Below are 26,871 nucleotides of genomic sequence, written 5' to 3'. Positions count from 1 at the left end.
ACACCAGTCAAGCACTCCGGCACCGATCGGTACCGTCAACTGCTCTGCTCCATCAGCCCGTTGCGGTGTTGTAGTTGATGATTGTCTCCACCATGAGGGCGGTCGCCCCATGCAGTGGGCTTTCCGCCCCTTTGTTCACCACGTCGGGCAACCGGTGCGCCTCCTCCTCGGCGACTGCCACCATGCCCCAGAACGCGTTGAACGCCGAAGGATCCATCGGCTTTTCGGCGGCCGACTTGACCGTCACGGCGCCGCCGCCCTCTGCGACCGCCAGTGCGCCCATCTGTTGCAGCTTGTCGGGGTCACGTTCTTCAGCGGCCACTACGCTCCAGCCGCTCTCCCCTATTCGCCGTAACGCGGCGAGAAGACTGCCTGCACTGCCCGCGCCGGTGACGACGATGTCAGGCAGGACAAGGGCCACCGGCCCCTGCGTCATCGGCAGGGCGGACCGGATCGCGCCGTCGAGGCCCGCCGCAAGCGACTCGTCCTGGTAGACGAAGACCAGTTGGAAGACGTCGGCGTAACGCGCGAGGTAACCTATCGTGTCCAGTTTGTGCGATCTGATCACCACGACCAGGCGCACGTTGAGTCCACTTTTGGCCACTTCTACAACGGCTTCCAGACTGCGGTCGAGCACAGTGACCCCAGGAGCCAGGCAGTGGAGCTCCTTCGAGTACGGCGCCTCGAAGCGCGTGCCGAATCCGGCGCAGGGCAAGATGATCGAAACATCGGGAATGGGCGCGGACGAGCTGTGCATCGTTGGCTCTCTGGCTCTCAGGTGGTGTTGACGATCGGGGAACCTCGCGCGCCTCGCCGGTTACGGGCGGTCCGAGGATGCGGTGGTGACGGCGGACGGGAGGACACGCTGGTGCTCACCGTAGTCACCGAGGGCTGTTCGACGCGAGAGTTGACGTTGAGCGCCACGTACACTGCTGCCCGCGTACCGGTTGGGTCTCACAGCTGGACAGAGCGAAAAGAGGACGCGGAATGCGGGTGCTGTTGTCCACATACGGGACGCGTGGCGATGTCGAGCCGCTGGTGGCACTCGCGGTGCGGCTACGCGCACTCGGCGTGGAGGTGCGGATGTGCGCCCCGCCGGACGAGGAGTTCGCGAAGCGGCTGGCAGGTCTCGGCGTTAAACTGGTGCCGGTCGGGCCCTCTGTACGGGAGTTGATGCGCGGGACGGCTCTGCCGTCGGCGGCGGACCTGTCGCGGTACCGGACGGAGCTGGTCGACGCGCAGTTCGACATCATGCCTTCGGCCGCCGAAGGATGTGACGTGCTGGTCGCGGCCGGGCTGGCGCAGATAGCCGCGCGGTCCGTGGCCGAGGCTGCGGGCATCCGCTACGTGTACGCGAGCTACGCGGCGGTCCACCTGCCGTCGCCGCACCATGCGCCGCCGCCGCGGCCGGGCTGGCCCGAGCCGGAGGTGAGCGACAACCGGACGCTGTGGGAGCTGGACGCCCGCAACGTGAACGCGCAGTTCAGCGAGACACTCAACGGCCACAGGGCAGCGATCGGTCTGCCGCCGGTGGACAACGTCCGCGATCACGTCTTCACCGACCGGCCGTGGCTGGCGGCGGACCCTGCCCTGGGGCCGTGGCGACAGACCGAGGGCCTGGACGTCGTACAGACGGGTGCGTGGAGCCTGGCGGACGAACGTCCGCTCCCCGCCGACCTGGTGACGTTCCTCGACGCCGGCGCGCCGCCGGTCTACGTGGGCTTCGGCAGCATGCACGCGTCGAAGGACATCGCCCGCAATGCCGTCGAGGCGATCCGCGCGCAGGGGCACCGCGCACTCGTCTCCCGCGGCTGGGCGGAGCTGGGCCTGACCGACGACCGGGACGACTGCTTCGCCATCGGCGAGGTCAACCATCAGCGCCTGTTCGAGAAGGTGGCCGCCGTGGTGCACCACGGCGGCGCGGGCACGACGGTGACGGCCGCCCGGGCGGGAGCGCCGCAGGTGGTGGTGGCTCTACAGATGTCGGACAACCCGTACTGGGCCGGCCAGGTGGCAGATCTGGGCATCGGTGCGGCGCACGACAGTTCGACTCCGACGGTCGAATCCCTGTGTGTCGCCTTCAAGACGGCCCTCGCCCCCGGGACCCGCGCGCGGGCAAGGGATCTGGGTGCCAAGGTCCGCAGCGACGGAGCGGAAGTGGCCGCGAACCTGCTGCTCGACGCCCTCGGGTGAGCCGGGCAGGACGGGAAAAGGCCCCGGATGCGCTTCCCCTCTGGTCGTCCTTGTGCACGCCGGTTTAGGATCGAGGACCTGCAACGGAGGCCGTGGATAGGTATGTTGGGCGTTCTACCGGTGCGGTCACCTCTCGCGGGACGGCCGGTCGTGGTGCCCAGCCAGGGGTGCCCGGGCGACGGGAGAGCAGGACATGAGCCAGGACACGCGACCACAGTCCAGCACCGTCGACGTCAGCGTCCCCAGTGTGGCGCGCATGTACGACTACTACCTCGGCGGCAAGGACAACTACGCCGTGGACCGTGAGGCATGCGAGGAACTGAACAAAGTCGTGCCCAGCACGCAGGTCCTGGCGATCAACAATCGCCGTTTCCTGCAGCGGGTGGTCCGCTGGCTCGCGCAGGAACAGGGCATCCGGCAGTTCATCGACCATGGATCGGGCCTGCCGACCCAGGACAACGTCCACCAGGTCGCGCAGCGGGTCGACCCGGACTCGCGGGTGGTCTACGTCGACAGCGACCCCATCGTGCTGGCCCATGGCCGCGCGCTGCTGGAGGAGAACCAGAATACCGCGGTCATCCAGGCCGACATGCGTGACACCGACGGCATCATGGGCCATCCCGACGTGGAGCGGCTGATCGACTTCGACCAGCCGGTGGCCGCGCTGTTCGTGTCCGTACTGCACTGCATCCCGGACGCCGACGACCCCGCGGGCCTGATCAGGCGGGTCGCGGACCGGCTGGCCGACGGCAGCTTCCTCGTCGTGTGCCAGCTCGTCAGCGAGGATCAGGAGACCCGCGACTTCGTCACCGAGTTCATGCGGGTCAGCACCCACGGCCAATGGGGCCGGGTACGCACGGCCGCCGAGCTCGGCTCCTTCCTGGAGGGTCTGGAGATCCTCGAACCGGGCCTGGTGGAAGTGTCGACCTGGAAGCCGGACGCGGATGTCGGGCCCAAGCAGCGCACCTTGGAGTGGATCGAGTACGGCGGGGTCGCTCGCAAGGGGTAGCGGGAGCGGTCAGCGGTGGCGCGAACGCCCCGCCGCGTGATCGCAGGGCGCGACGATCACTGCTCCTCCACGCTCCTGATCATTTCCTCCAGGATGGCCTGGGAGTCGCGCGGGGATGCGGCCTGGGCGCTGAGCTGGTCGGTGACGGCGAGGTAGTGGTCGACGTCGTCGCGCTTGTCCAGGTAGAGCGCGCTGGTCAGTTGTTCCAGGTAGACGATGTCGGGCAGATCCGGCTCCAGGAAGCGCAGGATCGTGATCGGCCCGCCCGCCGCCGCGTGCCCGCCGAGGTGGAACGGGGCGATCTGCACGGTGACGTTGGGCAGGCGCGTCATTTCCAGCAGATGGCGCAGCTGGGCCGCCATGACGCCGGGGCCGCCGAGCGGACGCCGAAGGCACGCCTCGTCGAGGACGGCCCACAACCGGGGCGCGTTGGGGGCGGTGAGCAGCGCCTGGCGTTGCAGCCGCAGCTCCACCCGGCGTTCGATCTCCGTGCCGGACGCCTGCGGGTTGCCCAGCCGACACACGGCGAGGGCGTACTCCGCCGTCTGCAGGAGCCCGGGGACGAACTGCACTTCGTAGGTACGGATGACTGAGGCGGCTTCTTCCAGGCCGAGGAGTGTCTCGAACCAGCCGGGCAGTACGTCGTTGTACCGGTGCCACCATCCGGGCGTGCTGGTCCCGCGGGCCAGCGCAAGGAACTCAGCGCGTTCCTTCTCGTCCGTGACCCGATAGAGCGTCAGCAGGTCGGCGACATCGCGCTCTTTGCAGCCTACGCGGCCCAGTTCGAGGCGGCTGATCTTGGCGTGTGAGCCGCGGATGGCGTCGCCGGCCTCCTCCCGGGTGACACCGGCGGCCTCCCGCAGACGGCGCAGCTGCGTTCCGAGAATGATCCGCAGGACTGTCGGGCCACCCCGGGGGTGCTCGATGTGACGGCGCAGAGGCGGGATGCGCCCCGGCTGCGCGGCAACCATGCTGACTCCCCTGTCCGGCAGTTGGGTTCAGTTGTCCGGCGGTGACGGTTCAGTGTCCCATCGCCCTGACTGTTCGTACAGCCACGGTGACTATTCGGCCGACATATGCGTCAGGCGAGCCCGGCAAGGTCGTCGAAGTCCCCGTCCTTCGCTCCCTGGACGAAGGCCGCGATCTCGTCGCGGGTGTAGATCAGCGCGGGCCCACCCGTGTGCCGGGAGTTGCGCACCGCCACTCCGCCGTCAGCGAGAGCGGCCAGCTCAACGCAGTTGCCGTTGGGATTGCTCCGGTGGCTCTTGCGCCATGCCGCGCCTTCGATGGCGCTGGCGCATATGCCGTTGGGCAGTGACTGCACTTGGTTCTCTCCTCGCTCAGTGATCTGCCTCGGCCCGGCTCGGACCCGTGCGTGCGGTGGCGTGAAACGGGCCCCGCTCAACCGTTCTTGCTGATGCAATTGCAGATGTACTTGCAGCGACAGGCTGCAGACGAGGATATTAGCCTTTCCGAACTGCGCCGCCCAGACCCCGAGATGGCCCATGGGGAGATCGTGATGACCGCACATTTGGCACCACCCGTACACGACGCCTCCGGTGGGGCGTTGCCGCTCGACCGTGAGCCGTACCTGTCGCTCGTCCAGACCGTCCTGGCCTGGTCGGCACCCGAGACGACGCTCCAGCCGCGTGACTGCGAGCGGCTCTCGCTGCAACTCGCGTCCCAAGCCCGTGTCCTTGCCGAGTCCTTGCGGCGCCTGTGCATACAACTGCCCGTGGACAGCGCGACGCGGGACCTGAGCGAGATCGTGCTCGGTGAAGCCGAACGGCGCCTGTCAGCGCCGCCTCGGGCCACCGCGGCCCGGGTGCAGAACCTCGCCCGGCTCGTACGCGCCCTCTACGAGCGCCTCGATCGCCTGCACGCCGCGGCGGAGCCCGGCCACGCCGTCTTCTCGTCCTGACACTGCCGGGCCGGTCGGGAGAGGTGGGTTCAGGCCGGTCCGGAGAGGACCGGCCGCGCCGGTTCGACGGGGGGGGCCGAGCGCTGGTCCGGCGGGGGCGGGCCGCGCCGGTCCGGCGAGGGCAAGTCAGGCCGGGTGGTGGTCGGAGACCGCGCCCAGTTCGATGTCGTGTTCGAGCAGCGCCTTCAGCGCGCACAGCACCGTGGTGAAACCGCCGACCGTGTCATTGATCCAGCCCAGCGTCTCATCCCCCGAGCCCTGGAAACCCCTCTCGGTGATCTCCACCAGCGTGGCGTTCGCCGGCTGCGGCGTGAATGCCATCTCGACCTGCGTCGGCTGCTCGTAGTTGCCCCAGTCGAAGCGGATCAGGCGCCCCTCCTCCACCGCCTTCACCCACACCTGCACCGACGCGCCGTAGGCCGCCCAGTCCCAGCGCAGCTCCGCCCCCTCGACCATCCGGCCGCTGCTCCGGCTGTACCAGAACCGTGTCGTGACCGACGGATCCGTAAACGCTTCACACACCTCCACCGGAGGTCTGCGAATGATCATGGAAGCCGAGGCGGCCGGGGTCTGGGTGAGTTCGAGTCTCTGCATGAACACGAGCATGCACCTGTGGCCACCGCTCACCGGCGCGCCGCGCCTACGAGGCTGCCGGCGGCCGACAACTCCACCTGCCGCGGAGCCGCGCGCGGGGCTCCGTTCCACCACTCCGGATGCGCCGTGATCACCAGTTGATTCCGGCCGCCACCGGCAGGTGGTCACTGCCCGTGGCCGGCAGCGACCACGAGCTCTCCGGCTGTACGCCGCGGACCAGGATCTGGTCGATCCGCACCACCGGGAACGTGGCAGGCCAGCTGAAGCCGAAGCCGTTCCCGGCCGCCTCCTGGGTCGAGCGCAGACGCGAGGTGATGCCGGCGAACGCGCGATCGTCCATGGTGCCGTTCAGGTCGCCGAGCAGCACCACTCGCTCATTCTGTTCGGCGGCGAGGGCCTTGCCGAGCGCCTGCGCGTTTCTGTCCCGCGTGTCTGTCCAGAAGCCCGTCCTGGGGTTCACCCGTGCGGACCCCAGGTGGGCCACATACACCGCCAGCCGACCCTGGTCCGTCGCCACCGTTGTGCGCAGCGCCCGGGTGGAGGCCATCGTGGCGTCGGCCGGCTTGGTGTCCGCCAGCGGCCCGTAGTCCATCATGATGTCGACCGGCTGGGTGTCAGACATCGGCAGCTTGCTCCACAGCCCGACGGTGCCCGGCACCGCGTGGTACGGGTACGCCTTCGCCAGTTCCTTCTCGTACAACGGCTTCGCCTGCTCAGTGACTTCCTCCAGGGCCAGCACGTCGGCACCGGAGGCGGCCAGGGCGCGGGCGGTGCCGGCCGGGTCGGGATTGTCGGCGCTGACGTTGTGGCTGACCACGGTGAGGTCGCCGCCCTGGTGGGACTTGTCAGTGAGCAGCCCGCCGAAGAGGTTCAGCCACACCAGGACCGGCAGCAGCAGCGCGGCCACCGCGGAGGCGGAGCGGCGCCACAGCGCACCGGCCAGCAGCACCGGGATGAACAGGCCGAACCACGGCAGGACGGTCTCCGCCAGGCTGCCGAGGTTCCCGATCCGGTTCGGGATCTCCGCGTGCAGCAGCATGAACAGGCCCAGCAGCAGCGCCAGCGCCGCCGGCACGAGGCCGCGCTTCCAGGGCCCCGGCCGGGAGACGACGCGGAGCACCCGGCGGATGCGCGTGCGCCGGGGGCCGGGGGCGGGGTTCCGGGGGCCGGGGCCGACATTGCGGGGGCCGGGGCCGGTATCACGGGGGCGAGCGCCGCCCGGCTCGGTATCCGCCGTCTCGACCGTCTCGACCGTCTCCACCGTCCCCGCCATCCCTACCCGCGTCATCGACTGTCCTCGCTCACTGCCGGTCGTCACTTCTGCATCCTCGGGTCCTCGGTGGGGTCGGCGTACATACGCGGGCAACCGCGATCGCTCGCGTCGGTGCGCAGTTCGTAGTGCCAGGGTTCGTTCTCGTAGATCTGGCACAGCCCGTACTCGGCACCGTGCTCGGACAGCCACTTCGTCGCGTCGGAGTGCCCGATGTCGACCGCGTCCCCCGACACGTGTGGCGAGGTCGCCGCGGTGGCCACCCAGCGGGCGGCCCGGTCTTCGGACCCGTACTTCGCAACCGCCTCGCGAAACAGCTGTTCCTGGTGCTCCCGGGAACGCCAGCCGCTGTTGACGTGGAACTCGACTCCGCTCTTCGCGGCATCCGTCGCGGCCCGGCGGAGGGACTTGAGTAAATCCGGATCGAGCTTGGCCACGGCCAGGATCTCGTCGTCGAAGACGGTCACGCCGTCTGGTATGGCCAAGGAGCCCGAAGAACCGGAGAAGTCGGAGAAACCGGAGAATCCGAAGGAGTCCGAGGAATTCTGCCGTTGGCAGCCAAAGGCTGCGGTGATCGCTGCGATGACTGCTATCAGACCGATGGCGAGGAGCCGGAAATTCCGGCGGGTCGTCGTTCGCGGTGATGATGATGGTGTTTGAGCCATGCAGCCAGTCAAGGCGGCGCGGTGTTGCCGGCACGTATGTGGTTTTCGATATGCCGACGATATGCGTCGGCTCGTAGCATCAACAGCATGCGCGTGTTGATCGTCGAGGACGAACCTTATCTGGCGGAGGCCATCCGCGACGGCCTACGCCTGGAAGCCATCGCGGCCGACATCGCGGGCGACGGCGGCACCGCTCTGGAGCTGTTGAGCATCAACACGTACGACATCGCCGTCCTCGACCGAGACATTCCCGGACCGTCCGGTGACGAGATCGCCGAACGTATCGTCGCCTCGGGCAGCGGCATGCCGATCCTCATGCTCACCGCGGCCGACCGGCTCGACGACAAGGCCTCCGGGTTCGAACTCGGCGCCGACGACTACCTCACGAAACCCTTCGAACTCCGAGAACTCGCGCTCAGGCTCAGAGCCCTCGACCGCAGACGCGCCCACAGCAGGCCGCCCGTACGGGAGATCGCCGGTGTGCGGCTGGACCCGTTCCGCAGAGAGGTCTACCGGGACGGCCGCTACGTGGCGCTGACCAGGAAGCAGTTCGCCGTGCTCGACGTCCTCGTCGCCGCCGAAGGCGGTGTCGTCAGCGCCGAGGAGCTCCTGGAACGCGCGTGGGACGAGAACGCCGACCCGTTCACCAACGCCGTACGCATCACGGTCTCGGCACTGCGCAAGCGTCTCGGCGAACCCTGGATCATCGCCACCGTGCCGGGCGTCGGCTACCGCATCGACACGCAACCGGAGCCGGGGCACGAACGGGGCGAGCGCGGATAGAGCACCGGGGCTGAGTGTTCGGCTGAAACTCACCCTCAGCTATGCCGGGTTCGTCATGCTCGCCGGGACCTTGCTGCTTGCCGCCGTGTGAGTCTTCCTCCTGCAATACGTGCCCGCTCGTGCACACCTTCGATCCCTACGTGACCGGGGCCGCCGGTGACGTGCTCCCTCCGGTGTCGGTGCTCGCCGCACCGGTCACGATCGCGCTCGCGATGATGGTGAAGAGGCGATCGGCGCGTGGCGCGAGGGCGGGCTGGTCACCGAGCCACGCGAGCGCCGCGATCAGCGCGAACAGGTCCGTGCCGTCCATGTCGGTCCGCGCCGCGCCCGCTTCCTGGGCGCGGGCGAGGAGCCGTGCACCGGCCGCCCGCAAGGTGACGCACGAGGCGTGGAGCGCGGACTCGGTGTCCTCGATGGCAGCGGCCATCAGCACGGTCACGCCGCGGTACTCGGTCGTCCACGCGACGCAGTCGCGAACCCACGAGACGAGGGCCTCCTGGGGTGAACTCGACGTCTCCAGGGCGCCTGCTTTCGCCGTCAGCTCGTCGAAGCTCGTGCGGAGCAGCGCCTCTAGCAGCGCCTCTCGCGTCGGGAAGTGACGGATCAGCGTCGCGAGGCCGACGTCGGCCCTGCGCGCGATGTCGCGCAGGGACACCTCGACGCCCTGCTCGGCGATGGCGGTGCCCGCTACTGCGAGCAGGTGGTCGCGGTTCTTCCTGGCGTCGGCCCGCATCTGTCCCTCTTGCCCTCTTGACTATCCGGATCAGTGGTCCATATATTCGGATCAGCGAACCGCTTATGTGGATCGCTGATCCGAAAGCCTACCCCGCGCACCGCTGAGGAGCACATGATGTCGATACACACGATGAGGGCGATCCGGCTCCACGAGCACGGCGGCCCCGAGGTTCTGCGCTACGACGAGGTACCGGTTCCGAAGCCGGGACCGGGTGAGGTGCTCGTCCGCGTACACGCGGTCGGCATCAACCCTCCGGACTGGTACCTGCGCGGCGGCCTGACGAAGATCCCCGGCGAGACGGAGCCGCTGGCCGCCCTGCCGGTGACTCCGGGGACGGACGTGTCGGGCGTCGTCGCGGCCGTCGCCACGGACGTGGACGGCTTCTCCGTCGGTGACGAGGTCTTCGGCCTTCTGCGTTTCCCCAGCTTCCGTGGCAGCGCCTACGCCGAGTACGTGGCCGCGCCCGCGTCGGACCTGGCGCGCAAGCCGGCGGGCATCGACCACGTGCATGCCGCGGGGGCGCCCATGGCCGGGCTGACGGCGTGGCAGTTCCTGATCGATGTCGGGCACGACCACCCCTCGCCCTTCCAGGCGGAGCCGCATCGCCCGAGGCCGCTCGGCGCCGACACGACCGTGCTCGTCAACGGCGCCGCGGGCGGCGTGGGGCACTTCGCGCTACAGCTGGCGAAGTGGAAGGGGGCGCGTGCCATCGCGGTGGCGTCGGGCGCGCACGAGTCGTTTCTGAAGGAGCTGGGCGCCGACCAGTTCATCGACTACACCAAGAGCCGCCCCGAGGAACTCGTGCGCGACATCGACCTTGTTCTCGACACTGTCGGCGGCCCTCACAGCAAACGTTTCCTGCGTACGCTCAAGCGCGGCGGCGCCCAGTTCCCCGTGTTCCCGGGGGAGTTCGACGACGAGGAGACCGCGAAGCTCGGCGTCACGGTCTCGGTCACCCAGGTCCGCTCGAACGGCGCGCAGCTCGCCGAACTGGGGCGCCTGCTGGACGCGGGCACGGTCCGCGTCGCGATCGACAGCACGTTTCCCCTCGCGGAGGCCCGAGCGGCGCATGAACGCGCGGCGCGAGGACACATCCGGGGCAAGATCGTACTCACCGTCGCCTAGCGATGCCGGGCGCCGCCGCGGCCGGCGTCCGACGGTCTCCCCCGTACGGCGGATACGGCCGCGACCTGCGGACGATGCCGGGCATCCGACCGGTCGCGACGATCAGGACACGTCCTACACGTCGAGATCTGGAGCCCCACCGTGCCGAAGTGGATTCTGCCCGCCATCGCCGCCCTCGCCATCGCCGCCGCGATAGCCACCCCTGTCGCCGTACCCGCACCCCCGGCAGCGCCGGCCACACTCAGCGTCGCGGCCTCCGCGTCCGCCCCGGGTGCCCCGGTTTCGCCGGAAGCCCCGGTACGGAGCTGACTCCACCCAACACAAACGAGGCACGGCTGCCCCTTTCGCGGGGACAGCCGTGCCTCACGGCGTCAGGTGGTGGGCTGAGGGGTTGTTGTCGGGGCAGGCTGCTACGTTCCGCCGATGAGTAAACATGTGCCGTTCACCGGCAGCGAGAAGGAGAGTCTGCACATCAGTCTCGACCGGCACCGTGACGCGGTCCTGTGGAAGCTCGACGGCCTGGACGATGCTGCGCTACGGCGGCCGATGACTCCGTCGGGGACGAACCTGCTCAGCCTGGTGAAGCATTTGGCGACCGTGGAGTACGGGTGGTTCTGCACGACGTTCGGACGCCGGACCGAGCCGTTCTGGTTCGATCCCTTCACCGAGGACATGCAGGTGGGCCCGCGTGAAACCACCGCCGACATCGTGGAGTTCTACGGACGCGCTCGGGCAGCCGCAGACGCGACGATCGCCGAGCTGGATCTCGACGATCGGGGCACGGCCTGGAACGGGAACGCCGTGTCCTTGCGCTGGGTACTGATCCACATGCTTGAGGACACCTCCCGACACGCCGGTCACATGGACATCGTGCGCGAACTTCTCGACGGCGTCACCGGAGACCACCCCAAGGGCCCTACTCCGCAACACCCTTCGCCACTTGGACCTTGACCCGCGCGCCACGCAGGGACCCCCCGTCGACACCCCAGACGCGTCCAGGCAGCGCCGAGCGAGCACCCATGCCCCGTATGCCCCCGAATCGCCGCGTCCTTATTTTGGTGTGGCGTAGATCACCATTGACCTTCCAGCTGACCACATGTCATTAATATGGGAGGAAAGAAGCCGTCAAAATGGCATTTCGAAGCATAAACCAACCCCACCCTATCGGCAGGCACTTCTGCCATTCCCACGAATTTGGCGCCCCCTGGATTTCCAGGACGTGCCCATTACGCCCGTGACTTACGTACGGCCTAGCGTTTGTTCTCGTGAAGGGTAATACGTGCACTCCCCCCGCAACGCCGCAGTACCTCAACGCCCCGACGAAGAACCGAACTTCGCCCCCCTGTCACTGGCGCAAGAGCGGCTGTGGGTCCTGGCGCGCATGGACGGCGACGCCAGCGCCGCCTACAACGAGGCGATACCCTTCGATCTGCGGGGGCCGTTGGACCGGGACCTGCTCGTTCGGGCGCTGCATCTGCTCGCGGCCCGGCATGAGGCGCTGCGCACCCGGCTTGTGCCGTCCGGTGGTTCGGCGACGCAGGTCGTCGATCCGCCCGAGGTCGGCTTTCCTGTGGTCTTCGAGGATCTGACCGGCGTGCCGGACGCGGCCGAGCAACTGGCGCGCGTGCGGTGGGACGTGGAGAGTTCTCCTTTCCGGCTCGGGGAAGAGCCGATGGTGCGAGGGTGTCTCGTGGCGCTCGCACCGGACCGTCACGTCTTACTCCTGACCGCCCATCACATCGTCTTCGACGGCTGGTCCCGCTCCCTGCTGCTGCGCGAACTGGGCTTGGTGTACGCGGCACTTCAGGAGGGGCGGGCCGCCTCGCTGCCCGAACTGACGTGGCAGTACAGCGACTACACCCGCTGGCAGTGGAAGTGGATGTCGGGGGCGGAGCCCGCCGAGCACGCCGAGTACTGGACCACCGCGTTGGCCGACGCTCCGGCCGTGCTGTCCCTGCCCACCGACCGGCCCCGCCCGCCCGAGCAGGACTTCCGCGGCGACCGCGTCTCCGTCACCGTCGACGAGGCGCTGACACGGGACCTGCGCGATCTCGCCGAACGCAACGGGGTCTCGCTCTACGCGACCGTCCTGACCGGGTGGTCAGTGTTGCTGTCCCTGCTCTCGGGACAGGACGACATCGTTGTCGGTGCTCCGACGTCCAATCGCCGGCGCGGCGACGTGGAAAACTTGATCGGCTTCTTCGTCAATACTCTGGCTCTGCGCGCGGACCTGTCCGGCTCCCCCACCGTCAGTGACGCGCTGCGGCAGGTGAACCAGCGGGTCCGTGACGGCCTCAACCACGTCGACCTGCCCTTCGAGCGTGTGGTGGAGCTGGTCAATCCGCCACGGAGCCCCGCCTATACGGCGCTCTTCCAGACCATGTTCGCCTGGGTCCCCTCCATGCGGCAGGAGCTCGATCTCCCCGGCGTAGAGGTGGAGTTGCGTGAGGACGCCGCCCACGTCCCGGCCAAGTTCGACATGGTCCTGGCCCTCGCCGACGAGGGCCCGCACCTCACCGGTGAGATCGACTACGCGGTGGCGCTCTTCGACCGTACGACCGTCGAACGGTACGTACGCCAGTTCCTGCGCGTGCTCCGCCTGATGGCCGAGCGGCCGGAAGCCGGGATCGCCGACCTGACGCTGCTGGACGAGGACGAGCAGCGGGCCCTCGTCGCGGCGTTCAGCACCGGGCCCGAACCGGCGGCACCTGACGCATCGGCGTCATGCGGACTGCTCGAGCGGTTCGCGGCGCAGGTGCGCGAGCGGCCGACGCAGGCGGCGGTCGTGGCCGGGGACACCGCACTGGACTACGTGACGCTGGACCGCCGGGCCAACCGGCTCGCCCACGCATTGATCGCCCGGGGTGTCCTGCCCGATCACGTCGTGGGCCTGCACGCCGGACGCACAGTCGACCTCGTCGTCGGCGTGCTCGGCGTCCTCAAGGCCGGGGCCGCCTATCTGCCGCTCGATCCCGGGCAGCCCTCCGAGCGGCTCGCCGCCATGGTGGGCGACGCCGCACCGGCCCTCGTGCTCACCGACCGGGCCGACCCGGCGGGCGACGTTCCGCAGGCGTGGGAGGACCTCGCCAAGATGGAGGCCGAGGGCACACGCGACGACGCGCCCGGCATCGACGCCGACCAGTCCCGGTTGGCGTACGTCATCTACACCTCGGGCTCGACCGGCCGCCCCAAGGGCGTGGCGGTGACGCACGGCAGCGTCATCAACCTCTTCGAGCACTGGCGTGAGTTGATGGGAGACGCGCCCGGCGAGGCGGCGTCGGCCTGGTCGAGCATCGGCTTCGACGCGTCGGTGCACGAGCTGCTCATGCCGTTGACCACGGGCGCGGTGCTCCATGTGGTTCCCGACGAGCTTCGGGGCGACCCCGGGGCGCTGATGGACTGGCTGCGCGAGCGCCGGGTGACCCAGGCGTTCCTACCGCCGTCGTTCGTCCTGTGGATCGACGAGGATCCGGCCACGCGACTGGCCGGACTGAGTCTGCGTCAGCTCCTGACCGGAGTGGAGTCACTGCCGGAGGGCGCCCTGCACCGCATGCGCGAGGCGCTGCCCGGCCTTCGCGTCTGCTTCGGCTACGGTCCCACCGAGGCGACGCTGTATGCCGTCGCCTACACCGATCCGCGGCCCGTCGAGCGGTCCTGCCCCATCGGGCGGCCGCTGCGCGGCACCCGCCTGTATCTGCTCGACGAGCGCATGCGCCCGGTGCCGGTGGGGGTCTCCGGCGAGGTCTACCTCGGTGGGGCGAGCCTGGCCCGCGGATACCTCAACCGGCCGGACCTCACCGACGAACGCTTCGTACCTGACCCGTTCGTGCCCGGCGCACGCGTCTACCGCACGGGTGACCTGGCGCGCTGGCTGCCCGACGGCAACGCCGAGTACGTGGGCCGCCGCGACGACCAGCTCAAGCTGCGGGGCTTTCGCATCGAACCCGGCGAGGTCGAGGCGGCTCTGCTCGCCGTGCCCGGTGTGCGGGAGGCCGTGGTGCTCGCCGATCGCGAGGCACCGGGAGGGCCGCAGCTCGTCGCCGGTGTGGGCTGTGGTGCCGATGCGGCGTCGCGCACACCGTACGAGTGGCGGGCGGCCCTCAGCGACCGCCTGCCGGACTACATGATCCCCGCCGTGGTGGCCGAGTTCGCGAGGCTGCCGTTGAACCGCAGCGGCAAGGTGGACCGTACGGCCGTGCTCGGTGCCGCGGCCGGGGCACGCGCCGGGCGGGTCAACACGGCCGCGCCCCGCGACCACGTCGAGATGGCGCTCTACCGGATCTGGCGGCGTGTGCTGCTGCACCCGGAGGTCGGCATCGGCGACAACTTCTTCGAGCTGGGCGGCACGTCGATCTCCGCGATCAAGATGGCGTCCGCCGTACAGGAGGAGCTGGGTGTGGCGTTGCCGGTCCGGGACGTCATGCTGCACCCCACCATCGAGGCGCTCGCCGAGCGGGTACGCGGTGCTGAGCCTTCGCAGGGGGCCGAGTCGCCGCAGGGTGCCCGGTCCTCGCAAGGTGGTGAGCACAGCAGCCTGGTGGAGTTCCGGGCCGGTCGCGGCCGGCAGCGCGTGGTGTGCGTGCACCCCGCGGGTGGCACCGCGTTCTGTTATCTCCAGTTGTCCACGGCGCTACCCGACCACGTCGGCGTCGTCGGACTACAGGCTCCCGGGATCAACCCCGGCGAGTCGGTGCTGCCCGGTGTGGAGGCGATGGCCGACGCATATCTGCGGCTGGTCGCCCCCCGCCCGGACGAGGCACTGGTGCTGTGCGGGCTGTCCTACGGCGGTCTCATCGCGTACGAGATGGGCCGCCGTCTGGTGGTGGCCGGGCACGAGAGGGTCAGCGTGGTCCTGCTGGACACCCATGGCGCGGCGGACGAGGAGCAGCGCGCCGCGATCGCTCCGGTGGGCATGGCGGAGTTCCGGGACAAGCTCGTCCGCTTCAACGGCATGTATCCGGGCATCGACGACGACCAGGTGGCCCGGTATCTGACCGTGTACAACCACCACCGCGAGACGGCTCGTGAGTATGTCGTGCCCGCGTCGCCGGCCCGCGTCGTGCTGATGCAGGCGACGGCCGTGGAGGACGACGACGGTGCCGAGCTGCGTGCGTTCTGGGAGTGCCGGGTCAGCGGTGCGTTCGAGGTCGTACCGGTGGCCTGTGGTCACTGGGACATGCTGGAGAGCGACGAACTGCCGCGTGTCGCCGCCACCCTCGCCGACGAGCTGGACCGGCTGGACGGCGGCTCATGTGATCCCGGCGCACAGCGTTCGGCCCTTTCCGGAACGTCGGAGGCGTGATGGCACCGCACAACCAGACCTCTCCGGACGAACCGCGCGGGCTCGCCCTGGAGGTACACCGCCAGGCCCTGCGGACGCCGGGGGCGGAGGCTGTCGTCGACGGTGGCGTGCGGCTGACCTACGCGGAACTGGATGCCGCTGCCGCCGCCGTGGCCGAGGCGCTGAGCGGCAGGGGCGTGACGCCTGGGCAGGCCGTCGCGGTGGCTCTGCCGCGCTCTTGGCGGCTGGTCTGCGTGATGCTGGGGATTCTGCGGCTGGGAGCTACGGTGGTGCCCCTGGACACCCAGAGCCCCGCCGAACGCCGCCGTTTCATCCTGGCGGACTCCGGAGCGACCGCCCTGGTGTACGCGCGGCAGGACATCGCCGCCGGGCTTCCGCAGGGCGTGCTGCCGCTCGCCGTGGACGCGCTGCTCGCCGGGCCGCCGGACGCCGAGGCGGCAGCGGTGGCGGTGCGGGCGCCGACTGCCGAAGCGGTGCGGGCACCGCACGCCGACAGCGGGGTCTCCTTCGTCTTCTACACCTCAGGAACGACGGGCCGTCCCAAGGGCGTTGAGGTACGCGACGCCGGAGTCATGCGCCTCTCGCGACCCGGATACCTGCGTATCGAGGCCGGTATGCGCTATGGCTGCCTGGCCAATCCGGCGTTCGACGCGCTGAGCTTCGAGGTGTGGACGCCCCTGTTGACCGGTGGCTGCTGCGTGGTGCTCGGCGACGGGGACGTGCAGACGCCGGAGCGGCTCGCGGCGGCACTGCGGCGCGAGCGGGTGGACACCTGCTTCGTCACGACCGCGCTGTTCAACGCGGTGGTCACGGCCGTGCCGGACTGCTTCGCCGCGGCCGGGCAGGTGCTGGTGGGCGGCGAGCAGCTCAACGCTCCCGTCATGCGCCGCTGGTACCGGGACAACGCCGGCAGCCGCACCCGCTTGTTCAACGTCTACGGGCCGACCGAGTCGACGACCTTCGCCCTGTGCCACCCCATCCCCCGGGACTTCTCCGGTGACGTCGTACCGATCGGCCGGCCGCTGCCGCTGACCGGTGCCGCTCTGGTCGTGCCGGGCCAGGAGCGGACCGCCGCACCGGGTGAGGTCGCCGAGCTGCTGCTGAGCGGCGCCGGCCTCGCCCGCGCCTACCGAGGCCTCCCCGACGAGACCGAGCGCCGCTTCGTGCGGCTCACCTGGCTCGACGGCGGCCGGGAGCGGTACTACCGCACCGGTGACCTGGTGCGGGCCGATGACACGGGGCGAGTGGAGTACGTCGGACGCACCGACCGCCAGGTCAAGGTCCGCGGCTTCCGGATCGAGCCCGGCGAGGTGGAACGGCACGTCCTGGCGCACCCGGCCGTCCGCCAGGCGTACGTGTGCACGCACCGCGTCGACCAGGACGCCCCGAACGAGCTGTTGGCGTTCGTCGTCCTGCACCAGGAGCTTTCCTACGAGGAGTTCGACCGCCACCTGAGCGCCCGCCTGCCCGGCTACATGCGCCCGCACCGTATCCACCGCGTCGAGGAGCTGCCGCTCAACGCGAACGGCAAGGTCGACCAGTCCGCGCTGCTGGAGCGGGCCGGGCAGCCCTGGCGGCCGTCCGCCCCGGAAAGGGCCGCCGCGACGGGCAGGGAACGTGAGGTCCTTCGGCTGGCCGAGGAGGTCCTGGGCACGACCGGCCTGGGCCTCGGCGACCGGTGGATCGCGAGCGGCGGGGATTCGCTGAAGGCCCTGCGGCTGTGCTTCGCGGTGCGGCGGCGGTGGGGTGTCGACGTGTCACCGGCGGAGGTCCTGCACAGCGACCTGGCGGGGATCGCCCGGGCCGTCGCCACGGGCGCCCCCGGTGGGCAGGGCGTCCATCCGGTACCGGTGACCGCCGGGGCCCGCTCGGCGCCCGCCACCAGTGAGCAGCAGCGGCTGTGGCTGTGGCAACGCCGGGCGCCCGCCTCTCTGGCGTACTCCGTCAATCAGGTCTTCCGGGTGGACGGTCCTGTCGACATCGCGGCCCTGCGCCACGCGCTGCGGTCCCTGGTGGAACGCCACGTGGCGCTGCGGACGGGCTTCGGCACCGGTCCGGACGGGCTTCGGCAAACCGTGGGTGACGTCTACGACCCCTGGTGCGAGCCGGAGACGCGGCGTGTGTGGGGCGAGGAGGAAGCGCACGGCTTCGCCGACGTCTTCTTCGCCGAGCCGTTCGATCTCGCCGTCCCGCGCATGCTGCGGGCCTGCTGGCTGCCGGGCGCCGGGGGCGGCACGCTCCTGCTGCATCTGCACCACATCGCCGTCGACGGCTGGTCGCTGAACGTCCTGCTGCGCGACCTGTCCGAAGGTTACGCCGCCGGGGTTCCCGGCACCGGCCTTGGCCCGGCGACGACGACGGCGCCCGATCCGCTCGACCTCGCCGCGTGGCAGGCCGACTGGTTCGCCACGGCGGCCTACCGGGCCGAGCGCGATGAGCTGTTGGCGTACTACCGGGGTCTTGAGGGGTTCCGGGAACCGCTGCCCGCCGAGCACGCCCGTCCGGCTCCGGCTCCACGGGCCCGGCTGCTCCACACCTCCCTCGACGCCATGGGCCGGACGACGGTGGACCGGCTCTGCGCCGAGCTCGGGCTCACCCGTTTCCAGGTGCTGCTCGGCGTGTTCGCCTGGAGCCTGTACGGCGTGACCGGCCTGGTCAGCCCCCGCATAGCCGCCCCCGTCGCCAACCGCCCGGTGCGCGAGTTCGAGGACAGCGTGGGCATGTGGGCCAACACCGTGCTGCTGCCCGTGACCGTGGTGCCGGGTGCGGAACTGCGGTCCCAGCTCACCCGCATGGCGGCCGGCACCGCGCGGGTGCTGCGACACCAGGACGTGGCCCTCGCCGACGTGCTGACCGGCTGGGAGGCGGTCGGTGACGGCACGCCGTTCGATGTGCTGTTCGTCCTGGAGAACACCGACTTCGGGGCGCTGCGGCTGCCCGGCTGCGAACAGAGGCCCCTGTGGTGGGCGGCGCCGGAGGCCAAGTGCCCGCTGACGGTCTCCGTGATCGAGCACGGAGAAGGTCTCGACGTGCTGTGGGAGTACGCCGAGGACCGCTTCACCGATGAGGCCGTCGAAGCGATGGCCGGACTTTTCAGGCGTGGCGTGGACGCGCTCGGCTCCGCGGAGCACTCCACCGCACGGGAACTGGTCGCGCCCTACCGGCGGTCCCTGCCCGCCCACGGACGTGGCCCCGACCGGCGAGCGGGCTTCACGACGATCGCCGAGGGCTTCGCCCGGCAGGTCGGCCGCACGCCGGACGCGCCCGCCGTCCTCACGGCGGACGGCGCCACGCTGAGCTACGCGACGCTGGACGCCCTCGCCGAGGACCTCGCGGCGGACCTGGCCGCGCGGTACGCGGTCCCTGCGGACGGCGGCCCCTGCCGGGCCGCCCTGTACCTGGAGCCGTCCGTCGAGCACGTGGTGGCCCTGCTGGCGCTGGCGCGCCTGAACATCACCGCCGTCCCCCTCGACCCGTCCTATCCGGACGAGGTGCTGCGGCGCGTCCTGGAACGCGTGGACCCGCTGTGCGTCCTGGTCTCGCCCGAGGGCGCACCGGCACTGGACACGCTGTGCCCACGGGGCGTGGCGCATCACCTCATCACCCTGACGGCTCCGGGGCCACGGCCGCCGGGCGGCGCGCGCACCTCGTACGAAGGACGCGCCCACGACGGCATCCGGCCGCTGTACACCCTGTTCACCTCCGGCTCCACCGGCGCGCCCAAGGGGGTGCAGATCTACGACCGCACGCTGTGCGACCTGATCCAGTGGCAGTCCGGCCCCGGCGGCCTGGGCGCCCCGGCGGCCACCCAGCAGTTCTCCATGCTGTCGTTCGACGTGTCGTTCCAGGAGATCTTCACGACGCTGTGCGGCGGCGGCACCCTCCAGCTCATCCGCCCCGAGTGGCGCCAGGACGTTCCCGGACTCCTTGAACGGCTGGAGGCCGCGGGGACCGAGCGGATCTTCATGCCGTACGTGGCGCTGCACCTGCTCGCCGAGTACGGGGTGCGCCTTGGCAGGTTCCCCTCCCGGCTGCGTGAAGTGGTCACCGCGGGCGAGCAACTGGTGTGCACCGACGCCATCCGCCGGTGGTTCTCCGGACTGCCGGGTGCCCGTCTGTTCAACCACTACGGGCCGACCGAGACGCACGTGGTCAGTGCCCTGTCTCTGACGGGTGACCCGTCGCTGTGGCCCGAGCGGCCCGCCATCGGCCGCCCGGTGGCCGGTGCCGACCTTCGCGTGGTGGACGCATCGGGGGACCCGGTCCCGCCCGGGTGCACCGGCGAACTGCTCATCGGCGGCACCATGACCACGCGCTGCTATCTCGACGAACCCGGCATCGACGGACCCGGTCTCGAAGAACTCGGTCTCGACGAACCCACCCTCCATGACACCCGCTTCGTGGAGGTGCCCGGGGAGGGGCTGTTCTACCGCAGCGGTGACCGGGCCTTCTTCGACGGTGAGGGGCTGCTGCACTACGCGGGCCGCGACGACCACCAGATAAAACTCAGCGGGCACCGGCTGGAACTGGGCTCCGTCGAGGCGGCCCTGCTGCGCCATCCCGCGGTGGTCAACGCCGTCGTCGCGCGTGACGGGGGCGGCTTGGCGGCCTGCCTGGAGTTCCGGGGCGAGACCCCGCCCGCGGACGACCTGACCGCCCATCTCGCCGCGCTGTTGCCTTCCTACGTGCGTGTGGACCGCTTCCGGCGGCTGGCGGCGCTGCCGCGCACTCCCAGCGGAAAGCTGGACCGTACGGCGGCGCTGCGCGCACCTGGCGAGGAGATACGGCGGTCACCGGTCACCCGCACCGGGCTCTCCGCCGAGGAGGAGCGGCTCACCGCCGCCTTCGAGGCCGTCACCGGCTCGGCGATCGCACCGGAGCAGACCTTCTTCGACGCGGGTGCGTCCAGCCTCACCCTGATGCGCTTCCACCTGCGCTGCACCACGGAACTCGGCCTTCGCTTCGGTGTCGCGGACCTCTTCGAGCACGTCACCGTCCGCTCCCTGGCCCGCCACCTGAGCTCCGCGAACGCTCCCGCTCCCCGCACGCGTGCACGGGTCACGGCCCACGGCGGTCGCACGGAGCCGGGCGAGCCGATCGCGGTCGTCGGCATGGCGGTGCGGGTGCCCGGCGCCCCTGACCTGGCCGCCTTCTGGGATCTGGTGGTCTCGGGCGGCACCGGCATCCGCCGCGTCGACGCCCCGGAGGGCGTCATCGGCGCGCACAGCACGCTCGACGGGCTCCTCGACTTCGATCCGGGCCACTTCGGCATCAGCCCCCACGACGCGCGTCTGATGGACCCCCAGCAGCGTCATCTGCTGATGGCCTGCGTGCAGGCCCTGGCGCACGCGGGCATCGCGGACACCTCGGAGACGTGCGTGGGCCTGGTGGCGGGTGCCGGGGAGAACACCTACTTCCAGTCCCTGCTGCGCGAGGCGGACCCCGACCGGCTGCCCGACGGCTTCCAGCTCGCCCTGCACCACGAGAAGGACTTCCTCGCCACCAAGGCGGCCTACCACCTCGGCCTGACCGGCCCCGCCTTCAGCGCCCAGACGGCGTGCTCCAGCTCCCTGGTCGCCGTACACCTCGCGGCCGGCCTGCTCCGGCAGGGCGAGGCGGACGTGATGCTCGCCGCAGGTGTCCTCGCCGACCCGGGACTCACCGGCGGCTACCGCTACCGCCCGCAGCACATCTTCTCCGCCGACGGCGACTGCCGTCCCTTCAGCGACGACGCGAGCGGCACGGTCGGTGCGAGCGGCGTCGGCGTCGTGGTGCTCAAACCCCTGCGGCAGGCGCGGCGGGACGGCGACACCGTTTACGCGTTGGTCACGGGCTCCGCCATCAACAACGACGGCGCGGCCAAGATGACGTACACCGCGCCGTCCCTGGCCGGGCAGCGCGAGGTGATCAGGACCGCCCTGGCCCGCGCCGGGCGCACCGGCGCCGACCTCGGCTATGTCGAGGCACACGGAACCGGTACCCGCCTGGGCGACCCGATCGAGGTCAGCGCGCTGCGGCAGGCCTTCGACGTGGACCGGCCCGGCCGCTGCGCGCTCAGCTCCGTCAAGAGCCAGCTCGGCCACATGGGCGCGGCCGCAGGTGTGGTGGGCCTCGTACGCGCCGTCCTCGCCCTGCACCACGCCACCGTGCCGCCCAACATCAACTTCCGTGCCCTCAACCCGGAGATCGCCCCCGACCCCACGCCCTTCTACATACCGACCCGTGCCACGCCCTGGCCCGAAGGGCGCGAGCGGGTGGCCTCGGTCAGCAGCTTCGGCATCGGCGGCACCAACGCGCACGTCATCGTGGAGAAGCGCGCCGAGGATGCCTCGTACGGGGACACCGCGTGCGGGGACACCGCGTCCGCGGACACGCGCGCTGTCGGCAGCGGGGTGCCGAAGTGTCTTGTGCTGTCCGCCTCCAGCGCTCGGGCCCTCGCCTTGGACGCCGCCCGCATCGCCGACTACCTCGACCTGCGGCCCGAACGCCTCGAATCCGTGCTGCGCCATCTGCAGTCAGGGCGTGCCGCCCGCCGCCTGCGGGCCGCGGCACCGGTCGCGGACGCCGCTTCCGCCGTGCGGTGGCTGCGCGCCGTGGCCGCGGGGGAAGTCCCGTACGGCACGGCGGCCTTGGACGTCACGCCGGTCGCCGCTGCAGGGCGCACGGCATACGACATCGCCGAGGAGTGGACCACCGGACGTCCGATCACCTGGCCGAGCGGCCCGGCACCGGCGCCCTGGGACTTCCCGCCGCCGTCCTTCGCACTGGCGGAGTACGACTTCGACAGGGCGGCCGGGGGTGCCGACGGTAGGGCCGACCGCTTGCCCGCTGTCGGTGCGCCCGAGCGGTTGCCGCAGTCGCAGTGGCTGCACCAGCCGCACTGGGTCCGGCTGCGCCGCGCCGCGCCCGTACGAGGCGTCGTACCCGGAAGCCGTGCCTCCGTCGTGGTCGTGGTGACCGCCCGGGCCCTGCCGGAGATGGCCTTCACGCCCTTCGAGCACGTGGCGTCACGCGTCGTGAGGGTGCACGTGGCAGCCGCCTTCACCCGCACAGGGGCCGACGCGTTCGAGGCCGACGTGACCGATCCGGCGTCCCTGCGCCTGCTGCTCGACGCGCTGGCCGCGGACGGTACCGGCGACGGCCCGGCCGAAGTGGAATGGGTGCACGCGCTGCCGCTGGACGTGACGGGCCCGGTCGGTCCCGCCACGCTGGAGCGTGCCCGTCACGCCTGTCTGGACGCCACCGCCGCGTTGGCGAAGGCGCTGTCCGGCCGTACCGGTTCCCCGCGTGTGTGGTGGCTCTCGCACGGCGCCCGGCCCGTGACGGGACCGGTGCACCGCCCCGAACTGGCACTCCTCGCCGGGCCGGTCACGGTCGGCCCGCAGGAGGGCGCGCTCGAAGGCCACTGGTTGGATCTCCCCGACGGCGACCTCGCCCGCTGGGCCGGTCACGTGGCTTCCGCCATCGGCGAAGCCCGTCGCGCCGCCGGGGACCCCGACGCCCCGCCGCTGCCCCGGCAACTCGGCCTGCGCCAGGGGTTCTGGTGGCAGCCGGGCACCACCGCCGTGCCCGGACCGTCCGGCTCAGAATCCGCGGAGTCCGTCGTACCGGCGGACGCCGAAGCGGTCCACCTGGTCCTGGGCGGCACAGGCGGCATCGGCAGCGCCATCGCCGCCTGGCTCCTCGAACACACGGCCGGCCGGGTCCTGCTGCTGTCGCGCGATCCGCGGCTGCCCGCGGGACTGACCCGCTGGGCCGACCGTGTCGGCCTCGTCGCGGCGGACCTGGCGGCCTCGCCCGTCGAAGAGGTGGCAGCGGCCGTCGCCGGTCACACCTCGCGGCTGGACAGCGTGGTGCACGCGGCCGGGCTCGGATTCGGCGGGCTGCTCGTACGCCGTGATGCCACGGCGATGCGCGACGCCGCCGCGGCCCGCGAGAACGGCTCACTCGTCGTGGAGCACCTGATCCAGGCCTTCCACCCGGATGTCGCCGTCTACTGCTCTTCCATGTCCGCGCTGCTCGGCGGCGTCGGCCAGAGCGATTACGCCGCCGGCGCGAGCCTGCTCGACGGCTTCGCCCACCACCGCGCCGACGAGAGCGAGACGACCACCCGGGTCAGCATCAACTGGGACATCTGGCGCGACGCCGGGATGGCGACCCGGGTCCCGAACCCGGACAGCCGCCACCAGGCCCACCTGGCGGTAGGCCTGACGGCCGAGGAGGGCAAGCGGGTCTTGGCCGACGCTCTCTTCCTGCGCCTGCCGCAGCTCCTCGTCTCCACGACCGACCTCGAACGGTCCGGCGTCTTCTACGCCCCCGCTGTCGGCGACGCTGCGGCCTCCACGCCAGTGGGCGGCTCGGTGGCCTCCGACCCTACGGACGGCTCGGTGGCCTCCGCGCCCGCGGGCGACGCCACGCATCGAGCCGAGACCTTGACCCGGTTGCTCCAGGACCTGCTGGGCGTGGACAGCCTCGATCCGCACGACTCGCTGTACGAACTGGGCGCCGATTCGCTGACGTTGCTCGACCTGATCGCCCGGATCGAGGCCGACTACGGGGTCACCTGCGACCTGGCCTCCTTCAGCCACCGGGTCAGCCTCACCGAGATCCTCAAGCTCATCGAGACGGCCCTCTCCCCCGCCGAACCCACCCTCACCACAGCAGCCGCGAACGCACCTTCCCCGGTGGTCCTCGACGTCTGGCAGGACGGAACCGGCTCCGCCGTACTGTGCCTGGTGCACCCGGTGGGCGGCGACATCCATGCCTACCGGGCGCTGGTGGCGGCGCTCGGGCCCGCGCCGACCGTATGCCTCATCGCCGATCCCGCCCTGCGCGACGCCGGCATGCCTGCCTGGTCACTGGCCGAGCGTGCCCGTCACTACGATGCCGCGCTGCGGGAGCGCTTCGGCACCGTCGGCCACCGTCTGCACTTGGCCGGCTGGTCCTTCGGTGCCCGGGTCGCCATGGAGATGGCCGCCCTCGCGGAGGCGGCGCAACGGCCGGTGGACGCATTGTACCTGCTGGATCCGCCGCCACCGCGGGCGAAGGCGCTGGTCGCCGCCTATGACAGGACCCACCTCGAAGCGGTGTTCAGCGCTGAATTGGGTACCGGGGGCTCGGCGTTGTCGGCCGGGCACGCGCAGGCGTACGCCGAGCGGCTGGCCCGCTGCTGCCGGGGCAACCTGAGCAGTCTGGGCGAACACCAGGTGCGTCCACTCACCTCCACCTCGACCTTCCTGTGGCTGGCCGACCGGCCCACGCCCGGCGTGCCCTCGCCCGGCGATCCGCGGGAGACGGCACGGCAGTGGAGCGCCTGCCTGCCCCCTTCCGCGGTGCGCCGGTCCCTGCCCACCGACCACTACGGCGTCGTCGCGCCACCCCATGTGCGGACCGTTGCCGAGACCATCACGGCCACGCTGACGGCCCCCGCCGCGCCGGGCCCCCGTTCCTCCGACGATCCCGCCCGGCACTGAACCGAGCCGAACCAGCCGAACCGAACCGAACCGCTGCTAGTCCGATCCCCACGACCCCGCGCCTACCGAAGGACGTCATGGAGCCCTACGAACTCGAAGCACTGGAAGCGGTGACCACACGTCCCGCGAGGCCCTACCGGACCATCACGGCCGAACGGATCACCCCCGTCCTGGGCGCCAAGATCTCGGGCGTCGACCTGTCCAAGGACATCCCGGCGGAGCAACTGGACGAGATAGTCACCGCGTTCCACGACCACCACGTCCTCGTCTTCCACGACCAGACGATCACGGTCGAGGACCACAAACGGTTCGCCGCCGCCTTCGGTGAACCGCGTCCGGTCAACCCCCCGCCGCCCGAGGGCGACCCCTGCGTACTGGAGATCCGCACGACCTCCGCCGCGGCGAACGTCGCGGGCAACGGCTGGCACGCCGACGGCACGGCCGACGCCGAACCCTCGCTCGGCTCGATGCTCTACATCACCGAGATCCCGGAACTGGGCTGCGGCGGCGACACGCTCTTCGCCAACATGCACCTGGCCTACGAGATGCTCTCGCCGGCCATGCGTTCCCTGCTGGACCCGCTCACCGCGATCCACGACGGCGCGCAGGCCTTGCAGGGTTACGTGCCGCCCGCGGACTACGTCATCCCGAAGAGCGAGCACCCGCTGGTCGCCCGCCACCCCGAGACCGACCGCAAGCTGCTCTACGTCAACAAGGCCTACACCAGCCGCATCCCGCAGCTCTCCGCCCAGGAGAGCCAGGCCCTGCTCGGCATGCTCTTCGACACCATCGCCAGCAGGCCGGTGCTGCACTGCCGGGTTCGCTGGACGCCGAACACCCTCGTCTTCTGGGACAACCGCTGCGTCCAGCACCACGCGACGTACGACTACTACCCCTACGCCCGCTACGGCCGTCGCGTCGCCATCAACGGCGGTCCCGTCAAGGGCTGACGGAGCAGGCCTCGTCGGCTGCGGGCGGAGGCGGTCAGCGCACGCTGCGCGCGGCGGCGTTCGCCTGCCACTCGCGGCCGATGGAGCGCATCAGCGCGGGGTACACCCCGACGTACCGGAAGGGCTTGATGGCGGCCATGTAGAGGGTGCCGAACAGCCCGTTCGGCTTCACGAGGACGGCCATCTGGCCTCGGTAGCCGCCGGATCCGTCCGGGACCCAGCCGATGTGCATGACCGCGTGCACGGTCTTGTTGCCCATCTCGGCGGCCCACTCGTCGTCCCTCTGGTAGAGGGAGGTGAACGGGGACGAGCCGAGGTCGGGGCCCTGGGCGCCCTCACGGAGGTCCGCGGGCATGCGGTCGCGCAGGGAGGGCAGCCGGGTGCTGATGCCGGTGTCGGACTTGTCCCAGCCGAGCAGTGCGCCGAGCTTCCAGCGGATGGCGAAGAGCGCGCGGGAGACGGGACCGTCTCCCTTCACCCCGCCCCTTATTCCGTCGGCGGTCTGACGCACCAGCCACACGAGGTCGTCGGGTCCGCCGGGGGTGGGCAGTGCCCACACGTCCTCGACCGTGAAGTCGTCGGCGATCTCGTGGATACGCCAGGGGCGTTCGGTGTGGGCGGTTCGGGGAAGTCGCATGAGCAGGCCCCTATCTATACGGTGGCGTATATATCGAGGCTAGACCCAACTATGCGCCCCCGTACACTTGGTGGGGACGTGAGGAGACACACACCGGGCGCTGGTCGCGGACGGCCCCGAAGCCGTGCCGATCGAGGCGCCGGCGCAGACACTCGGCGTCAGCAAGGGCGGCTTCTCGCGTGATCGAGCAGGTCGAGGGCGGTGGGGGCGAGG

At 70.7% G+C, this 26,871-nt stretch carries 18 protein-coding genes; 10 read left to right on the top strand and 8 right to left on the bottom strand.

The features are described from left to right. Positions 1-52: 52 nt before the first annotated feature. The gene (locus tag ACZ6JY_RS32570) at positions 53-757 is read right to left on the bottom strand and encodes a glycosyltransferase family protein (RefSeq protein WP_469201709.1); all 705 of its coding nucleotides are present in this window, start codon (positions 755-757) and stop codon (positions 53-55) included. A gap of 230 nt (positions 758-987) precedes the next feature. On the opposite strand from ACZ6JY_RS32570, the gene ACZ6JY_RS32565 reads away from it, so the two are divergent. Then, positions 988-2,193, top strand: coding sequence for a glycosyltransferase (locus ACZ6JY_RS32565; protein WP_469201707.1), 1,206 nt, complete (start codon positions 988-990; stop codon positions 2,191-2,193). A 193-nt stretch (positions 2,194-2,386) separates the two neighbouring features. After that, a complete protein-coding gene (locus ACZ6JY_RS32560) occupies positions 2,387-3,202 on the top strand; it encodes an SAM-dependent methyltransferase (protein WP_469201705.1) in 816 nt (271 codons plus the stop codon). Positions 3,203-3,258: 56 nt separating this feature from the next. Here ACZ6JY_RS32560 and ACZ6JY_RS32555 read toward each other — a convergent pair whose 3' ends face one another. Continuing rightward, the gene (locus ACZ6JY_RS32555) at positions 3,259-4,173 is read right to left on the bottom strand and encodes a helix-turn-helix domain-containing protein (RefSeq protein ID WP_469201703.1); all 915 of its coding nucleotides are present in this window, start codon (positions 4,171-4,173) and stop codon (positions 3,259-3,261) included. 110 nt (positions 4,174-4,283) lie between these two features. Next, entirely contained in the window at positions 4,284-4,526 is a 243-nt protein-coding gene (locus tag ACZ6JY_RS32550; protein WP_469201701.1) for a DUF397 domain-containing protein, read from the bottom strand. 195 nt (positions 4,527-4,721) lie between these two features. Between ACZ6JY_RS32550 and ACZ6JY_RS32545 the strand changes: the two genes are divergently transcribed. Beyond that, positions 4,722-5,123, top strand: a complete 402-nt coding sequence (locus ACZ6JY_RS32545; protein ID WP_469201699.1) for a DUF6415 family natural product biosynthesis protein — start codon at positions 4,722-4,724, stop codon at positions 5,121-5,123. 126 nt (positions 5,124-5,249) lie between these two features. Here the strand turns inward: ACZ6JY_RS32545 and ACZ6JY_RS32540 are convergent, their stop codons facing one another. From ACZ6JY_RS32540 to ACZ6JY_RS32530, 3 genes are all read right to left on the bottom strand, one after another. After that, complete coding sequence (locus ACZ6JY_RS32540; protein ID WP_469201697.1) at positions 5,250-5,729, bottom strand: SRPBCC family protein; 480 nt, start codon at positions 5,727-5,729, stop codon at positions 5,250-5,252. Between the two features lie 118 nt (positions 5,730-5,847). Continuing rightward, positions 5,848-7,005 (bottom strand): endonuclease/exonuclease/phosphatase family protein, encoded by a 1,158-nt coding sequence (locus tag ACZ6JY_RS32535; protein WP_469201695.1) that lies wholly within the window; start codon positions 7,003-7,005, stop codon positions 5,848-5,850. Positions 7,006-7,031: 26 nt separating this feature from the next. Continuing rightward, a complete protein-coding gene (locus ACZ6JY_RS32530; protein WP_469201693.1) occupies positions 7,032-7,652 on the bottom strand; it encodes a M15 family metallopeptidase in 621 nt (206 codons plus the stop codon). 87 nt (positions 7,653-7,739) lie between these two features. On the opposite strand from ACZ6JY_RS32530, the gene ACZ6JY_RS32525 reads away from it, so the two are divergent. Further along, positions 7,740-8,435, top strand: a complete 696-nt coding sequence (locus tag ACZ6JY_RS32525; protein WP_469201691.1) for a response regulator transcription factor — start codon at positions 7,740-7,742, stop codon at positions 8,433-8,435. A gap of 136 nt (positions 8,436-8,571) precedes the next feature. On the opposite strand, the gene ACZ6JY_RS32520 is transcribed toward ACZ6JY_RS32525, so the two are convergent. Further along, positions 8,572-9,168 carry a TetR/AcrR family transcriptional regulator gene (locus ACZ6JY_RS32520; protein ID WP_469201689.1) on the bottom strand — a complete coding sequence of 199 codons (597 nt, stop codon included), beginning with the start codon at positions 9,166-9,168 and terminating at the stop codon, positions 8,572-8,574. A gap of 117 nt (positions 9,169-9,285) precedes the next feature. Between ACZ6JY_RS32520 and ACZ6JY_RS32515 the strand changes: the two genes are divergently transcribed. The 6 genes from ACZ6JY_RS32515 to ACZ6JY_RS32490 all read left to right on the top strand — a co-directional run bounded on the left by ACZ6JY_RS32515 (position 9,286) and on the right by ACZ6JY_RS32490 (position 26,021). Then, positions 9,286-10,296: an NADP-dependent oxidoreductase gene (locus ACZ6JY_RS32515; RefSeq protein ID WP_469201687.1), complete on the top strand. Its 1,011-nt coding sequence runs from the start codon at positions 9,286-9,288 to the stop codon at positions 10,294-10,296. 141 nt (positions 10,297-10,437) lie between these two features. Beyond that, a complete protein-coding gene (locus ACZ6JY_RS32510) occupies positions 10,438-10,605 on the top strand; it encodes a hypothetical protein (RefSeq protein WP_469201685.1) in 168 nt (55 codons plus the stop codon). Between the two features lie 114 nt (positions 10,606-10,719). Next, positions 10,720-11,247 (top strand): DinB family protein, encoded by a 528-nt coding sequence (locus ACZ6JY_RS32505; RefSeq protein ID WP_469201683.1) that lies wholly within the window; start codon positions 10,720-10,722, stop codon positions 11,245-11,247. Positions 11,248-11,575: 328 nt separating this feature from the next. Then, positions 11,576-15,598, top strand: coding sequence for a non-ribosomal peptide synthetase (locus tag ACZ6JY_RS32500; RefSeq protein WP_469201681.1), 4,023 nt, complete (start codon positions 11,576-11,578; stop codon positions 15,596-15,598). Beyond that, positions 15,598-25,071, top strand: a complete 9,474-nt coding sequence (locus ACZ6JY_RS32495; RefSeq protein ID WP_469201678.1) for an amino acid adenylation domain-containing protein — start codon at positions 15,598-15,600, stop codon at positions 25,069-25,071. The genes ACZ6JY_RS32500 and ACZ6JY_RS32495 overlap by 1 nt, the downstream gene beginning before the upstream one ends. A 77-nt stretch (positions 25,072-25,148) precedes the next feature. Beyond that, complete coding sequence (locus ACZ6JY_RS32490) at positions 25,149-26,021, top strand: TauD/TfdA dioxygenase family protein (RefSeq protein WP_469201676.1); 873 nt, start codon at positions 25,149-25,151, stop codon at positions 26,019-26,021. 34 nt (positions 26,022-26,055) lie between these two features. Here ACZ6JY_RS32490 and ACZ6JY_RS32485 read toward each other — a convergent pair whose 3' ends face one another. Beyond that, on the bottom strand, positions 26,056-26,658 hold the full coding sequence (locus ACZ6JY_RS32485) for a DUF2867 domain-containing protein (protein WP_469201674.1): 603 nt from the start codon (positions 26,656-26,658) through the stop codon (positions 26,056-26,058). Positions 26,659-26,871: the final 213 nt, after the last annotated feature.

The organism is Streptomyces sp. NPDC046335, assembly GCF_055587985.1.
Note: the sequence above shows the minus strand (reverse complement) of the source record. Positions and strands in the feature narration are given on the sequence as shown.